General features: G+C 58.4%; 18 protein-coding genes and 1 tRNA gene. 6 read left to right on the top strand and 13 right to left on the bottom strand.

Annotated features, from left to right (window positions below; translation table 11 throughout):
* Nucleotides 1-165: 165 nt before the first annotated feature.
* The 7 genes from MOP44_RS14510 to MOP44_RS14485 form a co-directional block, all read right to left on the bottom strand.
* Nucleotides 166-1,590 carry a sensor histidine kinase gene (locus tag MOP44_RS14510; protein WP_260790685.1) on the bottom strand — a complete coding sequence of 475 codons (1,425 nt, stop codon included), beginning with the start codon at nt 1,588-1,590 and terminating at the stop codon, nt 166-168.
* Between the two features lie 84 nt (nt 1,591-1,674).
* Nucleotides 1,675-2,262, bottom strand: a complete 588-nt coding sequence (locus MOP44_RS14505) for a TetR/AcrR family transcriptional regulator (RefSeq protein WP_260790684.1) — start codon at nt 2,260-2,262, stop codon at nt 1,675-1,677.
* Nucleotides 2,263-2,339: 77 nt separating this feature from the next.
* Nucleotides 2,340-2,825: a c-type cytochrome gene (locus tag MOP44_RS28085; protein ID WP_390905435.1), complete on the bottom strand. Its 486-nt coding sequence runs from the start codon at nt 2,823-2,825 to the stop codon at nt 2,340-2,342.
* A gap of 43 nt (nt 2,826-2,868) precedes the next feature.
* The gene (locus MOP44_RS14500; protein ID WP_260790682.1) at nt 2,869-3,459 is read right to left on the bottom strand and encodes a cytochrome P460 family protein; all 591 of its coding nucleotides are present in this window, start codon (nt 3,457-3,459) and stop codon (nt 2,869-2,871) included.
* A gap of 86 nt (nt 3,460-3,545) precedes the next feature.
* Nucleotides 3,546-4,976, bottom strand: a complete 1,431-nt coding sequence (locus MOP44_RS14495) for an alpha/beta fold hydrolase (protein ID WP_260790680.1) — start codon at nt 4,974-4,976, stop codon at nt 3,546-3,548.
* A 107-nt stretch (nt 4,977-5,083) separates the two neighbouring features.
* Complete coding sequence (locus tag MOP44_RS14490; protein ID WP_260790679.1) at nt 5,084-5,653, bottom strand: carboxymuconolactone decarboxylase family protein; 570 nt, start codon at nt 5,651-5,653, stop codon at nt 5,084-5,086.
* 186 nt (nt 5,654-5,839) lie between these two features.
* Entirely contained in the window at nt 5,840-6,793 is a 954-nt protein-coding gene (locus MOP44_RS14485; protein ID WP_260790678.1) for a LysR family transcriptional regulator, read from the bottom strand.
* 303 nt (nt 6,794-7,096) lie between these two features.
* Between MOP44_RS14485 and MOP44_RS14480 the strand changes: the two genes are divergently transcribed.
* Nucleotides 7,097-7,375, top strand: coding sequence for a helix-turn-helix domain-containing protein (locus MOP44_RS14480; RefSeq protein WP_260790677.1), 279 nt, complete (start codon nt 7,097-7,099; stop codon nt 7,373-7,375).
* 64 nt (nt 7,376-7,439) lie between these two features.
* Nucleotides 7,440-8,741: a tyrosine-type recombinase/integrase gene (locus MOP44_RS14475; protein WP_260790676.1), complete on the top strand. Its 1,302-nt coding sequence runs from the start codon at nt 7,440-7,442 to the stop codon at nt 8,739-8,741.
* Between the two features lie 5 nt (nt 8,742-8,746).
* Here MOP44_RS14475 and MOP44_RS14470 read toward each other — a convergent pair.
* A tRNA-Asn gene (locus tag MOP44_RS14470) sits at nt 8,747-8,821 on the bottom strand.
* 152 nt (nt 8,822-8,973) lie between these two features.
* Between MOP44_RS14470 and MOP44_RS14465 the strand changes: the two genes are divergently transcribed.
* The 3 genes from MOP44_RS14465 (at nt 8,974) to MOP44_RS14455 (ending at nt 11,856) form a co-directional block, all read left to right on the top strand.
* On the top strand, nt 8,974-9,570 hold the full coding sequence (locus tag MOP44_RS14465) for a carboxymuconolactone decarboxylase family protein (RefSeq protein WP_260790675.1): 597 nt from the start codon (nt 8,974-8,976) through the stop codon (nt 9,568-9,570).
* Nucleotides 9,571-9,620: 50 nt separating this feature from the next.
* Complete coding sequence (locus tag MOP44_RS14460) at nt 9,621-10,214, top strand: HAD family hydrolase (RefSeq protein ID WP_260790674.1); 594 nt, start codon at nt 9,621-9,623, stop codon at nt 10,212-10,214.
* Between the two features lie 142 nt (nt 10,215-10,356).
* Nucleotides 10,357-11,856 (top strand): glycosyltransferase family 39 protein, encoded by a 1,500-nt coding sequence (locus MOP44_RS14455; protein ID WP_260790673.1) that lies wholly within the window; start codon nt 10,357-10,359, stop codon nt 11,854-11,856.
* 18 nt (nt 11,857-11,874) lie between these two features.
* Here MOP44_RS14455 and MOP44_RS14450 read toward each other — a convergent pair whose 3' ends face one another.
* The 5 genes from MOP44_RS14450 to MOP44_RS14430 form a co-directional block, all read right to left on the bottom strand.
* Nucleotides 11,875-12,897, bottom strand: coding sequence for an alpha/beta hydrolase (locus tag MOP44_RS14450; RefSeq protein ID WP_260790672.1), 1,023 nt, complete (start codon nt 12,895-12,897; stop codon nt 11,875-11,877).
* A gap of 11 nt (nt 12,898-12,908) precedes the next feature.
* Entirely contained in the window at nt 12,909-13,562 is a 654-nt protein-coding gene (locus tag MOP44_RS14445) for an MOSC domain-containing protein (RefSeq protein ID WP_260790671.1), read from the bottom strand.
* A 57-nt stretch (nt 13,563-13,619) separates the two neighbouring features.
* Entirely contained in the window at nt 13,620-14,387 is a 768-nt protein-coding gene (locus MOP44_RS14440; protein WP_260790669.1) for a CAP domain-containing protein, read from the bottom strand.
* A gap of 94 nt (nt 14,388-14,481) precedes the next feature.
* The gene (locus MOP44_RS14435) at nt 14,482-15,855 is read right to left on the bottom strand and encodes an AmpG family muropeptide MFS transporter (RefSeq protein ID WP_260790667.1); all 1,374 of its coding nucleotides are present in this window, start codon (nt 15,853-15,855) and stop codon (nt 14,482-14,484) included.
* A gap of 171 nt (nt 15,856-16,026) precedes the next feature.
* Entirely contained in the window at nt 16,027-17,418 is a 1,392-nt protein-coding gene (locus MOP44_RS14430; RefSeq protein WP_260790666.1) for a cytochrome P450, read from the bottom strand.
* Between the two features lie 132 nt (nt 17,419-17,550).
* On the opposite strand from MOP44_RS14430, the gene MOP44_RS14425 reads away from it, so the two are divergent.
* A complete protein-coding gene (locus MOP44_RS14425; protein WP_260790665.1) occupies nt 17,551-18,024 on the top strand; it encodes a metallophosphoesterase family protein in 474 nt (157 codons plus the stop codon).
* The last annotated feature ends 62 nt before the right edge of the window (nt 18,025-18,086 follow it).

The raw sequence follows: 18,086 nt of genomic DNA, 5'->3' as shown, positions 1-18,086 counted from the left end.
TATTGCTCCGACCAATAGCAGATCGTGTCGGAAGATCGGGCCGCACGAAGTGCTCGACAATTCACCACCAAAAGCAGAGCTGTTCGGCTTCCGCTAGATGAGTGATTCGGTGCTGATGCGCTCAACGAGAGTTCATGATTCATTACCGTTGAAATCAGTGTGGGCTCAGTAGATCTCTGCACGTGCGATGGGTAGCCGAACATGGAAGACTGTGCCGGAAGCAGATGTGTCAAAGGCCACGGTCCCGAAGTGCTTGGCTACGACACGCTGGACGGTGTCCAACCCAAGCCCTAAACCAGAACCCAAGGGCTTGGTTGTGAAGAACGGTTCGAAGACACGGTCCTTAGCATCTTCCGGAATACCGGGGCCATCATCTCCGACTTCGACAAGGAATTCATCTCCTTGGAGTTTCACTGCGAGAGTAAGCAGCCCACGGTTCCCCAGGATGTCGAGGCTATTCTCAATTAGAGCGAAGAAGGCTTGATTCAATTCAGCCCCATACCCTTCCAGAAGTGGCAGGTCCGGCTGGATTTCTTTCTTGATTGTCACATTTATTAAGCGAGGCTGAAACATCATCAAAACGTCCTCCAGAGCCTTGGCTAGGTCGATCTTCTGCAGTGCCTGTCGATCCATGTAGGAATAGTTCTTTACTGCAGTAACAACCTGAAAGATCCGCCCGGTCGCCTGAGTCACTGTCGCGATGGCGGCATCTCGGCTGATTGTATTGAAAAGGTCCTGCAAAGCTAGCGGGTAGAGCACTGCGGCGACAGGAGCCAAGAATTCTTGGAGCTCAGAGATGGACAAACCCGCTTCAGCAAGAATGGGAGCCAACTTCCAGGCATCCTCGAAGCCCTTTCCTCTGAGCCAATCTGCCATGGACTCTTCGAGCTCAGTCACTTCAAGGGAGCTTTTTGGACCATGCCCTAACTTTATCTTTGATCGGATTACATCTAGTCCACGGGTGTACGAGTGGAGAACAACCTGGTCCGGACATTTCAGGCCAAGGTGATAGCGCACATCGCTTCCTGCAGTATCTGTATCCTGAGTTAGCGCGAGCGCAGCGCTTCTCGCGGCTGCAGCTGGGTTGTTCATCTCATGGGCTAGATTGCCCGCCAGTTTGCCCAGGGCAGACAGCTTTCCGATCTGTTCTTCGGCCCTTGTGTACTCTCGGTTGCGATCAATCAGCAGCCTGACTATTCGTTCAGTCATCGACGGAATTGCTGTGAGCATCGCTGGGAATGCGGTTTCATGAAGTTCGAGCAACCAGACGTTGCCCGAGGCCCGGCCCTCTGCGCTCCATGCTCGGATACGTGAAAAAGGCGTCTTCCCGGTGATCCGGCCTGTTCTGCCGGTAAGCACCGAAACCGGGCTTGACCTGTGCCGTTTAATCGTTACTTCGCCGGCAAGGATAAAGATGAGATGGTGTGGAGGCGCTCCCTGCGAAAAGACCAGATCCCCATCTTGCACCGATCGTTCATTCCCGGCGCTAGCGATCCATGCCAATTCTTCTGGTGCAAGGCCCTTCAGCTCTTCGATGGACTGAAGAGCCGCAATGCGATCTTCGAAAGTGGAGGGGACTTGAAAAGCCATCGTAGATTCTCGGGAGTGCTCTTCAGCTGCACGTCCTGGAGGTTCGAATCATTTTCGACGCGAGGAGCCGGATCAAGGCAATCACTAAGATCTCTTGTCTGGCGGGAGCTTTTCTTTTGCAAGTTCCAGGAGTTGATTCATCGCTCGCTCGAATGGCGAGCAGTCACCGTTTGCTGCGTACAAGATCAGCGATCCCTGCACGCGCGCGATCCAGTCTTCGGCGAATTGGCGAGCCCTGACTTGTGACATCCCGGTCTCGCGAGCAAGGTGAGCAACTCCATCGGTCCAGATGGAAAAAATATCGTGCGCTAGCTGGCGGCCTTTAGGGCCGATTTCAGAAACCGCGAGTCTGCCTAGAACGCAAGGATTACGTCCGTTCGCGTAGAGCTGATCGAGTGCCGCAACGATCCTCCGAACGCGCGCTTTAAGAGGCTCGGCCGACTTCGCCACATCAGCAACAGCGGCTTGAATAAACGCCTTGCCCTTCTCCAAAACCGCCTCGGCCATCTGTTCCTTTCCTCCCGGAAAGTGATGGTAAAGGCTCGATTTCCCCAGCCCAGTTGCGCGGGAAAGATCGGCAAGCGATGCCCCTTCATACCCATGATCTTGAAAGACGACGAACAGGCGATCTACGATTTCCGCTTTTTCCTTCGCATCCAGAGCTGCAGGCATGGGACGCCTCTTTGTACAGAACGTTCGTTTCCCACACAGTTTACAGCAATGAGGCGATCGAGTCGCGTCCTCAAAGGTCACGACTTTGGCGTCGAAGTCCTCAATGTTCTCAAGTACCGAACCAGGCTCCAGGTTTCCTGATCCGTTAGTTGCTTTCCGAATGCCGGCATTCCGGTCAGGCGGAGTCCATTTCGGATGATCCAGAACATTTCGGGATCAGACCAGTGTTGCACCTCATCGTTTCCCAGATCCGGAGCACGAGGGTACAAACCGCGCCCAATATCCGTCGGCGTGCGCCCATCATTCCCATGACAAGTCGCGCACTCTGATCCGAAGACGTTTTGGGCATTGTCCAAGTCGCTTTGAGTCAGAGATGGTTCTTTGATAGATGATCTTCGTGCTTCGCGATGAACGAGGAAGTTCTTGGCCTCGTTCGCGACGGTCGTTTCGACCCTCCCCGGCTCCGGCACCGCGCTCAAATCGAAGGACGCAGCGAGAGATGCTCCCACAAGTGCGACGGCAGCGAGAGACAAGACTGGGATGAGAACTGCTTTTTTGCGCATGCGATTTACCTCCAGCATCCAATCCTCCGCTCGCGCACGCACTTTAATGCGCACGCGCGAGTGGTGGGTATCCGAGGGTGTAGATGTAATCAGTGGCGTGTGCCGGCTGGTGGCAGTTCAAGCAATCTACTTTGAAATTGGTAGACGTCGTCTTTAGCGGATTAGCGCTGTCGAAATAGGACCAGGCCCAGCCGTCACCCCAGAGCTTGTTGTCAGGATGAACGTTTTTGCTTTCCTTTACCATCACGAACCAGCCGACGAGCTTTTCGGCGTGACTCACAGTGCCGGGTGTCATCTGCTGAGTGGCGGTATGAAATCTTTCTTTGACCAACACCGCGCCTTCCGGGAAATGTCCCGTCTTTCGATAGGCATCAATCGCGCCGGGAGAAGCATAAACATTGTGGATCTCTTTCACACTCTTGCCGGTCTCTGCGGGGAGCGCCCAGCTGCCCAGGAACTGGTAAGAGGTGCGGTAGTCCTCTGGGACATGCAGGCTGCCCCGTGCGTCAACGACGGAGCTTCCCACTTTTGTTTGCTTCGCTTCAGCACTTCTGGCCATAGGGCCATTAACGGCCAGCACGATTACGCCTGCAACGCCAATAACGGCAAGACACATCGTCTTGAGGATCTTCATCTCCGTAGCTCCTTTGGTTGGGGATCGTTGGGATCGACGAGAGGGATAGCCCGCTTTCCAAGACATTCAATCAACGATGGGATGTTCTATTTCGCCTGGAAGCCCTCGTCCAGGCAGGGACGTGCCAAGTGCGCGACCGCGTTGACGAGAGTTTTGGCGCCCGCAGCCAACGCCAGTGCGACAGCAGCCCGGCGGTCGTAGCCAGCCGCGAGGAGTGCCTTCACATCGCTGTCAGAAACCTGTGTCCTCTTAGAGGCAATCGCCGCGGTGAATCTGCGGACCGCCTCCAACTTCGGATCGGTAAATGAGCCGCCATTCCGGATGGTGTCTACGATTTCCTTCGAGGCACCGAGCTTGGACGCGAGGGTGGCGTGAACTGCAATCGCATACTCCGCGCCGTTTACATGGCTCGCGGCGCCAAGCGCAACCTGCTGCGCAATCGGATCGAGCACGGTCTGACCGAGAGCCTGCAGCATCTTGATGTACACATCGAGCACGGCAGGTTCCACGCCCAATGCGTAGCCGAGGTTAGGCACGAATCCAAAGACATCGGCCATCCCTCTAACCAGATCCTTGCCACCGACCGGAACCGAGTTCATGTTGAGTTCTCCGAACAGAGCCTTCCCCTGTTCGGCGTCGAGCGTGCGAGCGAGAAAGACGCCGACGATCTGCGCAATTTCATCGAGATGGGCTTCGAGCGCGAAGTGGCCTGCGTCGACAAAGCGGATCTCAGCCTCGGGTAGATCGCGACGGAACGCCTCCGCACCAGCCGGAAGAAAGAACGGATCGTTCTTGCCCCACACGGCGAGTGTGGCTGGCTTATGCGTACGGAAGTATTCGTGAAACTTCGGGTAGGCGGCAACGTTCGACTTGTAGTCGCCAAACAGATCCAGCTGAATCTCGTCATTTCCGGCCCGGTCCAGAAAATGCTGGTCGAGTGTGTAGCTTTCCGGGGCGATCCGCGTGGTATCCGCCTCGCCGTGGTGGTATTGAAACTGCGTCGTACCGGCCTGGAAAAAAGCGCGAAGATTGTTCCGGTTTTCCTCGGTTGGTTTCTCCCAGTAAGCCTTTATTGGACTCCAGCCATCACTCAGGCCTTGCTCGTAGGCATTGCCATTCTGCGAGATCAGCGCGGCCACACGCTCCGGACGGGAGACAGCCAGACGAAAACCAACCGGTGCGCCGTAGTCAAACACGTACAGTGCATACCGGGTGAGGTTCAGAGCGTCGGTGAAGCCTTCCATGATCTCCGCCAGGTGGTCGAATGTGTAGCCAAAGGTCTCTCCCGGCGGAGCGTCTGAGAAGCCAAAACCCGGCAGGTCCGGAGCAATCACGTGGTACTTACCGGCGAGCCGGTCCATAAGGCCGCGATACTGATGACTGGAACTCGGAAATCCATGCAGCAGGAGAATCGTGGGCGCGTCCTGCGGTCCCGCCTCGCGGTAGAAGAGGTTGAGAGTTGAGCCGCTGCGACGATCGGCGACAGAGATGGTCTTGTATGTGGTCGTTGCGGACATTGGGAATCTCCTGAATCTGTTGGGAAGCACTGTGGACGTGTCGCCCACATTGGAACTCTGCAGACATGGGCCTGCATGCGCGTGAGCAAGTGGCGATTCACCTTCGCTTACTTTGCTGCGCCTTCCAACTCGTTGTAGTGGGTATGGAGTACAGGAAACCCGGTGTCAAAGTCGGTCTTGAAAGTGTTATCGAAAAGATTGGTTGTGAAGCTGAACGCAATCTCTGCCACGATGTCAACAATCTGCGCATCGGTGTAGCCGGCAGCTCGTACGGCTTCGAAATCGGCGGCCTCGATATGGCCCCGCGATTTGGCCACCTTGTAGGCAAACTGCAAAGCGGCATCGGCTTTCGGGTCGGTGGAGTGGCCCTTCCGATTGAGTTCCATGTCCTCGGGAGTCAGCTTCGTGAATTTACCTGCGAGATATGTGTGGGTTGTTAGGCAGTAGTCGCACCCATTGACTTCGGCGGTCATGATGTGGATGCGTTCGCGAGTTCTGGCGCCAAGGCTCCTGCCTAGCCCAGCGTGCAGGTCGGCGACACCCTTGAGGGCATCCGGACTGTGCGCGAGCAATCGGAACAGATTGGGGATCAGTCCGATGTTCTTCTCATATCGCTCAAGGATCGGTTTGGCTTGTTCGGGAGCTGTTTCCTTCGTGTGCAGGGGAATGAGGGTCATGTTTCTCCGTTGGCATAGGCAGTGTCCGTGGCCCTACGCTCACTTGAATCATACTGTACCGATCATTCGGTACTATTGTCAAGCACGTCTAGGGGGGTCCTGCAGATTTTTGAATTTACCGATCATTGGGCACGAGCCACGCACTCAGCCGTATGCACCAACCATAAAAACTAGCGCATCCGCTCGTTATGCCATCAGTTCCAACTGGATCGGCTTCAATGGGTGCTGGCGTAACGGCATCTTGCGAGTGGTCGTCCGCTTGGCTTTGGGAAGATGTCGAAGGAGAATCGAGAGCGCAATATGATTGGCGCTCGCGTGATGTACGAAGGCCGTGTCAGCGGTCCACTTGGCTCCCGCAATTGGCCTCAACGTGAGATCTGAAGGCAGTACAGTTCTCTCGTCAACGAGAGCCAAACCGCACCGGCTTTGGACCATCATCTGAATATCCGCCGGTGTTGCCGCGAGGCAGGAGGCTTCCGGTCGAATCCCGATCTCCAGCAGCATTTCCATGAGTCGATGGTGTGCGGCGGGATGAGTTTCCGGGTCGCGAAATACCTTCAGCCGACCAGCCAACTCGGATGGTTGCACCTCTCGGCTCGACGCCAAAGGATCATCCGCTCTCATACAGACGACAAGAGGATCGGATGCGACATGCGACACAACCCAATTTGTTCCGGTCACGGGAAGCGGGAGGATTGCAGCGTCAAGCGCCTTCTCTTCCATTCTCTGAAGGAGTTGAACCGGATGACCACCTGCCATTTGAATGGGGCTATCAGGGAATAGACGGGTATACGCTTGCTGCAGAGATTGCACGGAATCAGGATTGATAAAGGTCGATAAGCCCACGCGCAGAACTGGTATTTCGCCTCGATCCATCGCGCGTGCTGCACCTACGATTTCGTCTCGCAGTTCCAACGCCTCCTGCGCATAGGCGTAGAGCATTTGCCCGGCGGGCGTTAGGCTGACCCCTTCACGCCGTCGAACAAAAATCTGAACTCCGAGCCCTTCTTCCAACGCAATGACCTGCTGACTCAGTGTTGGCTGGGCGAGGAATAACCGCTCGGAAGCCCGCGTAAAGTTGGCCGTTTCCGCAATCGCAACGATGAACTTGAGAAGCCTGAATTCAAGTAGGTCCGACACAGGTTTGAACTCCTGGGCTGAGGGTTTGGCAGAAGCACACCGCGCAGGCCCCTGTGGAAATCAGCGACGAAATCAGAGTCCCTTGGATGAATCAAGACTGTCAATCGGGCACCTTCAGGTACCCACTTGTTCCGACTGAGTTGAGATCGCGATAGATAAAACCAATAGTCCTATTGGTGCAAAGTCTTGGACAAAGAATCGAGATCACAGGAGGCTTGTTGCAGAGTCGGATACCAGCGCTCGAAGCACGACAGCGCTCGATATGCGACGGACGCAAATCTGCTGACTTGCCCGAGGTGAACCATGGCAACTGCCACGGCCCGGACCGCAATGCAAACCACCACACCCGCATCCGAAACGGAAGAATTTGCCACGTCAGATCGAGACGATGATCGCTTGCTCGATGCACGCCAAGTGGCCGCCAAGCTGGGCGTATCGGAACGCTTCATCCGCGACCACACAACCAGACGTTCACCCCGCATTCCCGGCGTAAAGCTGGGGAAGCTTCTTCGCTATCGAGCTGCTGACGTCGCAATCTTTATGGCCGAACTTAATACGCAGCCCTCTTCCCGCCGCTCCTAGTTTGGTGGATGATTGAATTGTTCTCCACGATCAGGGAACGGTGCCGGGCTATAGGAGAACAGCCATGGCAATGAAGTATCAGAAAGGGACCGTCTACCCGAGAGGGCAGAAGGTGAAAATGTGGTACGGCAAATACACGGTGTATTTGCGAAATGAGGAAGGAAAGGAGGTTGGAAAGCGTCGCAACGTTCCGCTCTGCCCAAAGGCGGGTACGCCGAAGTGGAAAGCAGAGCAAATGCTGCATTCGCTGATACTCAAAGAGACAGGAATTCCCGCGAAGACTTCGCCCGGCATCATTCCCGATGAAACCGCAACATTTCAATGGTTCGTCGAAGAGCGATACCTGCCGATGCGAGAAGGTACCTGGAGCCCGGCCTACCGGAAGATCAATACGTACGAGATCAAGCATTATCTGGTGGAGCACTTTGGGCGAATTCCTCTGAACCAGCTCGGAACCTTCGAGATCCAAGTCTGGCTTAACAAACTCGCAACAAAATATTCGCAGTCGGTGGTTCGCCACTGCCACATCAACATCCGCTCGATCATGCAGACGGCGAAGAAGCTGAAATTTCTCGCAACCGATCCCGCAGAAGACGTGAGTATGCCGCAGACCAAACCAGTCGAAAAACCCGTGATGACGCAGGATCAAATCCTGAAGCTCATCGGGAAGATCCATGACTTGCACGATCTGTGCCTGATGTACGTCGGAATTTTCTGTGGGCCAAGATCCAGTGAGGTTCTCGGGCTTCAATGGAAGTCCTGGACGGGTACAACACTGGTTCCGCACGGAACGGCATTCGAGGGACGCTTCTACCCTGGTCGACTGAAAAACCGGTCGAGCCGGGCACCGATAGGAGTTCCGGAGCAAGTCCGACCGGTCATCGAAGCATGGAAGAAGCTCAGCCCCGACCCGTCTCCTGACGCTCTAATGTTCCCGACTTTCGGTCGGGGCGAGCGGAAGGGCAAGGCGGTACCACGGTGGGGCAAGAACTTCCTCCGGTGGCGGGTTCGTCCGATCGCGAAGAAGTTGGAAATCCCGGAAAGCCTCATCACATTTCAAGTGATGCGGCGGACCCTGGGAACCAACCTGCAGCACCACGGCACGCTCAAGGATGCGCAGGGTGCATTACGGCACGCGAGCATCCGCACGACGGGCGATGTCTACGTACAGACGATCGAGACGAGCGTCCTGAACGCGATGAACTCCCGCACGATGGAAATCCTCGCGGACTGGAAACCTGCAATTCTTGATGGGAAGGTGACACCGATCAGCGACGCGACTCCGAAGAGGAGAACCGTCAAGGTCGAAACTCAGTTGGACCAACTTGGACCAAGCGCTGAAGGAAGGAATGTCGTAAGTGCTTGAAAGATTGGCTCCTCAGGTAGGACTCGAACCTACAACCCTTCGGTTAACAGCCGAATGCTCTGCCATTGAGCTACTGAGGAGTGTCTGGCGCTTGATTGTCCACTTCCAAAGTACCAGACCTTGCCCTCCCGGTCAAAATCCGTCGTCCCTCCCAGCCGCACGCTCTTGCGCCCGCGGCATGAGCCGAACTCCGACCGCGGTGCCATAATGGACTCGAACGCCAAGGAGCCTCATGTCGCGCATTTCCCGCCTGGACCGCAGCCACGTATCCCCTGAAATTGCCGCTCGTTACGACAAAGTCTTCGCCCAGCGCGGCAATGTGCCCAATATGTTTCGCGTGATGGCGCACCGGCCCGAGATCTTCGCTACCATGCAGGACCACTTTGCGGCTGTTCTCTCGACCGGGACGGTCTCCACGAAGCTCAAAGAGCTCATCATCGTCAGGACCAGCCAGGTGAACGAGACGCCCTACTGCCTGGCCAGCCACTCCGTGCTTGCGCGCGGTCTGGGGTGGTCGGATGATCAGCTATCGCATCTTGCCGAGTGGCAGAGCCGCGAGGACTTCACTCCTGCCGAAAAGGCAGCCCTCTGGCTGGCTGAGACCGTCACGCGCAACGCCAACGCGGTCACCGACGAGCAGTTTGCCGAACTGCGGACCTTCTACTCAGAGGGAGAGATCGTCGAATTGCTCTGCGCTATTGGGCTATTCAATTACTTCAACCGCTTCAACAATGCGCTGCGCATGGAGCCCACCAAGCCCGGCGAAGGCGGCGTCGAAGCGCAGGCGGCGCCGCCGGCTGACGCGGTTGCCGTTCACGGGCTCAAGTGATCAAGCTCTCCAGCGCGATACGATGAAGGAAGGAGAAATCAACTTCCTTCATGAGACTTGAACTTCCGGCGGGCACGTTCCGCGCCTATCTCTTCGACTGCGACGGGACCATCGTTGACTCCATGCCGCTGCACTACAAAGCGTGGAAGAAGGCGCTTGCCGAGCACGGCGCCGAGTATGAGGAAGAACTTTTCTACGCCTGGGGCGGCCGGCCAATCCGCGAAATCATCCGCCTGCTCAATGAGATGCAGGGGCTGGAAATGCCCGTCGAAGAACTAGCCGCGCGCAAGGAAGCCCTCTACCATCAGCTCGTCCCTACCCTGCAGCCAATTCCTGAAGTCGTGGAACACATAGACGCTAAGCATGGGCACATCCCCATGGCAGTGGTCTCCGGAAGCCGCCGCAGTTCTGTCACGGCTTCACTTGGCGCGGTAAACCTGCTAGACAAGTTCGACACCCTGGTCTGCGCCGAGGACTACAAGAACGGCAAGCCTGCGCCAGACGCCTTTCTGCTGGCTGCAGAGCGCCTTGGCGTGCCTCCAGCCGAGTGCCTGGTTTTCGAGGACACGGATCTCGGGATTGAAGCCGCTACGGCTGCCGGGATGGTCAGCGTTAAGGTGCCGCAGCCTCTTGAACGGGGTTAGGGACGAGATATCCGGCAGTTGCTTGGCTTCCATTTTCCCTAGGCTCGCGTTCGGAACTGATATTCTCCGGGCATCGTAGTCACTCCTGAACCACAGGCGGCCCATGCTCCCTCTCGCTTCGGCAAAATCTACCGAGACCGCGTTGTCCGCAGCAGAGGAGCGCCGTTCCGACGCCCTTCTGCTTGCCGGCATCGCCGCGGTATTTGCGATCGCGCACGTCCTGACGAACGGACGCTATGGCTTCCATCGCGATGAGTTGCAGTTTCTCTCGGACGCCCGGCATCTTGACTGGGGATTCGTTGCCTACCCGCCGCTGACGCCCTTCATCGAGCGCGTGAGCCTGAGCCTGTTCGGAGTGTCGCTCGTCGGCCTGCGTCTTGCCTCTGTGATCGGGCAAGCTATTGTCATTTTTGTGAGTGGGCTGATGGCACGCGACCTCGGCGGCAATCGCCTGGCGCAGGTTGCCTCTGCCATCACGGTCGGGCTCTCCGGGTTGCCGATCTTCGAGGCCACAGAGTTCCAATACACGACCTTCTCTTATCTGTGGTGGGTGCTCGTCTGCTGGTTCGTCATCCGGCTGCTCAAGTCGGAAAATCCTCGCTGGTGGATCGCCATCGGCGCGGCCATCGGCCTGTGCCTGATGACGAAGTACTCTACAGTCTTTTTCGTCGCCGGGCTTCTTGCGGGTCTTGCCCTGACGCGAGCACGGCGATGGTTCCTGAGTCCCTGGTTCTATGCCGGCGTAGGAGTGGCGCTTCTGCTATTCCTGCCGAATATTGTCTGGCTGGCTCGCCACGACTTCATCTCCTACACGTTCCTGCAACACATTCACGCGCGCGACGTGGGCGAAGGCCGCGCTGAGGGCTACTGGAAGTATCAGTTCCTGCTGGACGCCAATCTCTTCGCCACGCCTGTCTGGATCGCCGGCCTGATCGCCTTTGCGCGATCCAGTCGATATCGCGTGCTGGCTTGGATGTACGCCGTGCCTGTGCTCGTTTTCTGGGTCAATAAGGGCCGCTTCTACTATGTAGCCGAGGCCTATCCCGCCCTGATCGCGATGGGCTGCGCGGCTGCAGAGGGCTGGTTGGCGCGCCGCCCCACGTGGGCGCAGCGGACGGTGGCGACCGCTTACTTCACGTGCGTAGCGGCGATGGGGGCCTTCCTACTGGCGATTCTCGTGCCCATTGCGCCTGATGGCCGACTGCGCGACTTCGCCCTGAAAAACAATAGCGACCTGCGCGAGGAATTTGGCTGGGATGACATGAACCGCGCCATCGCCGCAGCGCGCGATTCCCTCACCCCTGAGCAGCGCGCGAGCTTCGGTATTCTCACCGGCAACTACGGCGAGGCCGGCGCAATTGAGAATCTTGGCGGAGCGTATCAACTACCGCCGCCCATCAGTCTGACGAACTCGTTCTACCTGCGCAGTTACCCGCAGCAACAACCGTCGACACTGATCGTTGTGGGATGGTCTCAGCGCCAGGTGGATCGCGAGTTCACCGGATGTAGAGTCGCGGGACACAATGGAAACACGCTTGGGATTCACAACGAAGAGAGCGATGATCACCCCGACATTTACGTCTGCGGTCCGCCGAAGAAGGGCTGGCCGGAGTTCTGGCGGACGAACCAGCGCTTCGGATGAGTACGGCACATTACGATCTCACTGGGGGCGGGTTGGCGAACCCACTGTCCCGGCCATACCGATCGTCCTCAGCCATGTTTCCACCAATTCGGGCCACGCGGTGATCGGCAGTTTTGTCCGCCGCAGACCGAAGGCGTGATTGCCCTGTGCGTAGACGTGCAACTCCGCCGGGACGCCGGCCTTCTTCAGAGCCAGGAAATAGGTCAGCGAATCATAGACGCTGTCGACGCGGTCATCTTCGGCCTGCAGCAGAAACGTCGGCGGAGTCTCCTTCGTGACATGGAGGTCGGGATTGAGGCTCGTTTCACGATCGGCGTTGGGCGCATGCAGGGCGCTGAACTTCTTCGTGCCCTGGCGCGCATCCCACTCCGCGGCGGACAGGTTCAGATGCCCCGGATAGATGGCCACGGCGAAATCGGGCCGGCAGCTTAACTTGTCGGCCGCGTCGACTGCGGGGTACAAACGCTGGGCGAAATGATTGCTGATGGCAGCGGCCAAATGGCCGCCGGCTGAGAAGCCAAGCACTCCAATCTTGTGTGGATCGATGTTCCAATCTGCGGCGTGGAAGCGCACGAGTCCAACGGCTCGCTGCGCATCTTCAAGGGCCATGGGCGACTCAGGATAGGGTCCGGACTTCGGATAGGGACCGACGTCGGTGACGCGATACTTGAGCAGGATGCAGGTGATCCCTTTGGGCACGAGCCAGTCGCAGACCTCGGTGCCTTCGAGGTCGATGGCCAGCATCTGGTATCCGCCTCCAGGAAAGACGACGATGGCGGCACCTGTGTTCCTTTCTGCCGGCGAGTAGACGGTGATTGTGGGCCGCGTCACGTTGCTGATGCCTGTTGCGGGTTTGCCGCCAATCAGCGAGGCGGGATCCCGCTCGGCTATCTCAGGGCCGCGGACCGGTTGCGGATCGGGCGCCTTGCCCGGCCATATGGGAATCTGCGTGTGGCCCGGCGATGGCTGCCAGACGAACTTCTGCGAATTCGCGGTGAGCGAGGCCATCGCAAGGCTCAGAGCGCCGACGAGAAGCTTCATCACTGGATTCATCACTGGCGCGCCAGCTTTTCACGGAAGTATTGTTTCCAGCTTTCCGGCAGTGCATCGGCACTGATCGCATGGCGAACCTGCAGCGCATCGTCATCATTAAATCTCTTCGCGATGTAGAGACGGGTGATCTCAGAAACGGGCACAGATTTCGGGGCCCTGCCGAGCAGCGTGATCTCGTCGCCGACCCCGACGTCGCCCTCGCGGGTTACGGCTAGATAGAATCCCGTGCGTCCGGCGTCGAGAAACCACTTAACCATCGTGTCTGCTCCAAACCGGATGCCGAGCTTGTAACAGGGAAGGCGTGGTTGCGTGACGACTGCCTCAGCGCTGCCGATCGAGAGCCGATCGCCCACATAAATATCGTGCTCAGAGGGCAGCCCCTCGACAGTGAAGTTTTCGCCGAAGACTCCCAAGGGCAGAGCGCGGCCAGGTAGTTCCTCTCGCCAGTATTGGTAATGCTCAATTTGATAGCAATAGACTGCTTTGTCTTTGCCACCATGGACCGTGAGATCCGACTGCCGGTCGCCATCGAGGTTCAGCGTACGCAACGGGACGCGGCCCTCGACTGGCTCCTTGTAGATGGAAGTGGTCACGGTGCGGCCGTGCCAGTCGACTTCGCGGGGCAGACCGCAATTAACGGAGAGGACTCTCATGGCTGATGGATGGCTCGGGCGCTGCTGGGGATTCGCCTTTTCCAGCAACTGACTATCTCAATACAGCAGCACGGCCAGGCGATACGCCGTAAACCCGCCCACCTCACCGCGCGGCGGGCAGCTGCCCACGGCGGCCGAGTGATATCGCCCGGAGCGGGCCCGCGACGCGAGTTCCTGCGGCAGATGGTCCAGGTCAGCGCCCTGCCAGCGCATGACGAACTGTGGCGCGCTTCCTCCGGGCATGCTGGGGAGTCCACGGTCGAGGCGGCAAGCGGCGCGGGCCTCGGCGGTGTCCTGATGGACCATGATGCCGGTCGAGTGGAGAAGCTCGCCGATCTTCGACTCCACCTGGGCAGGGGAGAGCGCCTGCACGCCGCGCGAGTAGTCAGCCACCGCGTAGAGGGTCCCGTGCGACTCGATGACGGCGATGCCGACATGATCCACCTGAGGATTGAGCAGGTTGCGGCGATGGCCGGGGGAGTTCAGCCAGCCTTCATGAATTTGCGATGCATAATCACCGGCGGCGATGTTCTCCTCGATGAGCCCGAAGTGCGCTCCGGCTGCCGCCGCTCGCTCTGTCAGGTCTGCTTCGCCGCTGTAGCGATGCGAAATGGGGCCTTCCTGCGCCATGCGCTGGCAATGTCGCATCGCGGCTTCGGCGAGCGCGCGATCCCACTTCAGCGGATCAGCGCCCACCTGCGCGCGCGACTGATTGGCCAGGGCGAACAACTGCTCGGCCGCTGCGGGCCGCGGACCTGCTTGGGCGGCACACACGGCCGCAACTGAACTAAGAAATACAAGAGCCCAGACTCGGAGGGACATCATGTATACATTAGACCCCGGTTTGGCGCCCAAGTCGCTCGCGTGCCGTGGAAGGGAACGCCTCTTTCCGAGATCGTCACAAAAACGGGCCTGCAGTTTAGAGCTTCGGAGCGGGAATCGGCTCTTCTGAGAGATCATCTGTGTCGCTGAGCGCCTGGGTGAGCCGGCCATTCCGGGTGCCATTGCGCGGGCCGATCCAGAAGAAGAGGAGGATGGAGGGCAATCCGACGAGGCTGGTAAGCAGGAAAAATTGCACCCAGCCGATCTTCTCGGACAACACTCCTCCCGAAGAGGCAATCACCGTACGGCTAAGCGATGCGAGCGAGGAGAGCAGCGCGAACTGAGTCGCCGTGAAAGCAGGCGAACAGAGGCTGGAGAGATATGTAATCAACGCGGTTCCAGCCATGGCCCCGGTGAGATTCTCGGCAGTGACGCACAATGCAAGATAGCCGATCCGATGCCCACCCATTGCCTGCAATACGAAAAACAAATTGCCGATGGACTGCAGAATGCCGCAAAGGATCAGGGCCGTGCGAATTCCAAACCTAGTCGTGACCACGCCGCCTATCAACGCCCCAATCACGATCGAGAAAAATCCAAATATCTTCGACGCGGTCGCAATCTCAGGGAGCGTGAATCCCAGGGATATGTAGAGTGGGGTCGACATCACTCCCGCCATCGCTTCGCCCATTTTGTATAAGAAGATCGCGATCAGGATGACGGGCCAGAGCGGCCGGCGCATGAAGTCGCCAAAAGGGGCAATTACGGCCTTGAAAAAAGCGTGACCGATCGTACTCCATATCGATCGTGCTTGATAAGAAGTCTCTGAAGGCACCTTCGGCTCAGGAGCGAAGAAAAACACCAGCAATCCCACGCTGAGCAGCCCAGCCATGGTGGCGTAGGCCGCGAACCACCCTGCGGACGCCGCGATGAACAGGGCGCCGGCACCGGCGGCCAGCATGCCGATGCGGTAGCCGGATTGAACCATGGCGGCTCCGGGGGCCTGCTGATCAAGGGTAAGGCTCTCGACGCGCCAGGCATCGATGACGATGTCCTGACTCGCGGACAGGAAGGCGACAGCGACGGCCAGAACGGCCATGCGCGGCAGGTGATGCTTCGGATCGCAGGAGCCCAAAGCGAGAATCGCCGCGATGAGAAGAACCTGAATGGTGATTCCCCATCCGCGCCGGCGTCCCAAAGGTATCGGGGGCGGGACGCGATCGATAAGCGGCGACCATACGAATTTGAAGGAATAAGCCGTGCCAACCAGGGCTATGGCGCCCAGCGTTGAGCGACGCACGCCGACTGTAGCAAGCCATGCCTGAAGAGTGGAGTAGGTGAGGAGGAGCGGCAAGCCACTCGAGAATCCCAGTGCAAGCACTTGCAGCACGCGTCGATCCGTATAGGCTGCCCACGCGCGACGCCAGTTTGCTCCAGCGCCTCGTTCGTCGTTTCGGGCCGATTCCTTCATCTCAATATTCCGGTATCCTGTTCCGCGTCTGCTCTATTCAGATATTTGAATGAAGGAATGGATGCGATTCCAGCGAAGTGCTTGCCGCGCGCGATTTGAATGCGTTGACAGAGCTAACATAACATGAGTGCCAGCACGCCCATTCGCCCCCGTGCCTGCTTGGAAACGGGATCAACCCCGCGGTTCCACCGTCATCTGCATCCCGTTCTTCGCGTGAAGAGTGAACACTGCATGCGGCTCCACGCTGCACCCCGGCGCAACACGCAACCGGAACCGCTGGGCGAGCGTGGCGAGGATGAGCACAGCCTCGGTCATTGCGAACGACGCGCCTATGCAGATGCGAGGTCCGAAGCCGAACGGCAGATAAGCCAACCGCTCGCGGCGCGCGATGGATTCAGGCGTGAACCGCTCGGGATCGAAGCGATCGGGATTCTCCCAGAGTTTCCGATGCCGATGAATGAGCCAGGGGATGATGGTGACGAGTGAGCCTTTAGGGACAGGCATGCCGCACAAAACGTCGTCCTTGAGTGCGGTTCGAAACGCCAGTGTGTGCACCGCAGGATAGAGGCGCATCGATTCCTGCAGAATCATCCGCGTGTACACCAGCTTCCCCACGTCGGGCCAAGCGGGCTCGCGGCCACCCAGAACCGCATCGAGCTCCGCGTGCATTCTGGCTTCGTGTTCGGGATGCATCGACAGCAGGTACCACGTCCACATGAGCGACAGAGCGGTGGTCTCGTGCCCCGCCACGAAGATCGTCAGCACTTGGTCGCGGACCTCGCGCGCACTCATTCCGGAGCCGCTCTCTTCATCACGCGAGGAGATAAGCCTGTCGAGCAAATCGCCATTCGCGTTCGCGCCGGTTTTCATGCGCGCGCCAATGAGGTCGAACATCGCACGGTCGAAATCGCGCATGATAGCCCGTCCTCGTAAGCCCTTCCACGCGCTCCATAGAGGGCCGATGGCAGGCACAAACTCGAGCAGGCCAACCATCATGACTTCCTGATAGCGATCTGACCCTTCCCGGATGATCGACACGATGCTGTCGCTGTCCGCGGCAAACATGGAGCGCGCAATGATGTCGAGCGTCAGTTCCATCATTGCGTGTTGCACTTCTACAATCGCGCCCGGCTGCAGCGCAGCCCATCGCGCGGCCGTTTTGCGCGCCGCGTCCACCATCACCGGCGCGTAGCGCTCATTGGTGCGGTGATCGAAGGCGGGTGCCATGATGCGTCGATGTGCGCGCCACGTTTCGCCGTCGCTCAGAATGAGACCGTTGCCCATGGCGGGGCCGAGGATGCGGTGCTCCACGGGCGCCTTAGGGTAATTGGCAGCGTTCTCAAGCAGGACGCGGCGCACGCCAGCGGGATCGTTGACGATAAAGCTGCGGGAGACGGCCGAGCGCTGCTGGATAATCGGGGCCTGGTACATGCCCTCATCGAGCGCTTCGATAAAATTGCGGCGGACGATTCGCAGGTATTGGAAGAGAGGCAAACGCTGTTGCGGCGGCGTGGGACCGGCGAGCACTGGGGGAGCCGCATTGGGCGAAATTATAACAGACATGGCCGTCGTGAAAGCGCCCGCATCCATGCGCTCTGTCCCGAATTTTAGCGGAAAGGCATCTCCTTGGAATCGGGCATCTAATCCATTTCGACGCAATCGGATTGCAGCATCAGAGTTGTTGAGAGGAACGAATTGAAGATCGCCGTCATCAGCGACACACACGGCCTGCTGCGCCCCGAGGTTCTGCCGAAACTCAGAGGCGCTGAGGCGATCCTTCACTTGGGTGACGTGGGCGATCCTGAAATCCTCGATACCCTCCGCGAGTACGCTCCGGTCACGGCCGTTCGCGGCAACATCGACAAGAGCGGCCCATGCAGCCGCCTGCCTGAGACCGAGGTCCTGCTCTTCGATGGCGCCTACATCTACCTGCTGCACGACATCTCCACTCTGCACCTGGACCCCGCCGCGGCGAAGTTCGCGGCTGTGCTGTTCGGGCATTCCCACAAGGCGGAGATCCGTCGCCATAAGGACGTGCTTTATTTCAACCCAGGCAGTTGCGGGCCGCGGCGATTCAATCTCGCGGTGACCATGGGATACCTGCACGTAAGCGACGACGGGGGTGTCGAGGCTGAGATTGTTGCTCTGAACGTTCCGTTGAGTAACTGAAGTTCCTTCGCGCGGCGCAAGCTACTTCGCGGTGCGGCATCTCACGATCCGGTCTTCGCATC

The organism is Occallatibacter riparius, from assembly GCF_025264625.1.
In the GTDB taxonomy this organism is placed as follows: domain Bacteria; phylum Acidobacteriota; class Terriglobia; order Terriglobales; family Acidobacteriaceae; genus Telmatobacter; species Telmatobacter riparius.
The sequence above is the reverse complement of the archived record's forward strand: the minus strand, read 5'-3'. Positions and strand labels throughout refer to the sequence as shown.

Coding starts and splice junctions, on each gene's coding strand:
- MOP44_RS14440 (WP_260790669.1), bottom strand. CDS start 14,387: ATGATGTCCCTCCGAGTCTGGGCTCTTGTATTTCTTAGTTCAGTTGCG.
- MOP44_RS14435 (WP_260790667.1), bottom strand. CDS start 15,855: ATGAAGGAATCGGCCCGAAACGACGAACGAGGCGCTGGAGCAAACTGG.
- MOP44_RS14445 (WP_260790671.1), bottom strand. CDS start 13,562: ATGAGAGTCCTCTCCGTTAATTGCGGTCTGCCCCGCGAAGTCGACTGG.
- MOP44_RS14480 (WP_260790677.1), top strand. CDS start 7,097: ATGGCAACTGCCACGGCCCGGACCGCAATGCAAACCACCACACCCGCA.
- MOP44_RS14465 (WP_260790675.1), top strand. CDS start 8,974: ATGTCGCGCATTTCCCGCCTGGACCGCAGCCACGTATCCCCTGAAATT.
- MOP44_RS14500 (WP_260790682.1), bottom strand. CDS start 3,459: ATGAAGATCCTCAAGACGATGTGTCTTGCCGTTATTGGCGTTGCAGGC.
- MOP44_RS14505 (WP_260790684.1), bottom strand. CDS start 2,262: ATGCCTGCAGCTCTGGATGCGAAGGAAAAAGCGGAAATCGTAGATCGC.
- MOP44_RS14495 (WP_260790680.1), bottom strand. CDS start 4,976: ATGTCCGCAACGACCACATACAAGACCATCTCTGTCGCCGATCGTCGC.
- MOP44_RS14490 (WP_260790679.1), bottom strand. CDS start 5,653: ATGACCCTCATTCCCCTGCACACGAAGGAAACAGCTCCCGAACAAGCC.
- MOP44_RS14475 (WP_260790676.1), top strand. CDS start 7,440: ATGGCAATGAAGTATCAGAAAGGGACCGTCTACCCGAGAGGGCAGAAG.
- MOP44_RS14510 (WP_260790685.1), bottom strand. CDS start 1,590: ATGGCTTTTCAAGTCCCCTCCACTTTCGAAGATCGCATTGCGGCTCTT.
- MOP44_RS14460 (WP_260790674.1), top strand. CDS start 9,621: ATGAGACTTGAACTTCCGGCGGGCACGTTCCGCGCCTATCTCTTCGAC.
- MOP44_RS28085 (WP_390905435.1), bottom strand. CDS start 2,825: ATGCGCAAAAAAGCAGTTCTCATCCCAGTCTTGTCTCTCGCTGCCGTC.
- MOP44_RS14450 (WP_260790672.1), bottom strand. CDS start 12,897: ATGAAGCTTCTCGTCGGCGCTCTGAGCCTTGCGATGGCCTCGCTCACC.
- MOP44_RS14430 (WP_260790666.1), bottom strand. CDS start 17,418: ATGTCTGTTATAATTTCGCCCAATGCGGCTCCCCCAGTGCTCGCCGGT.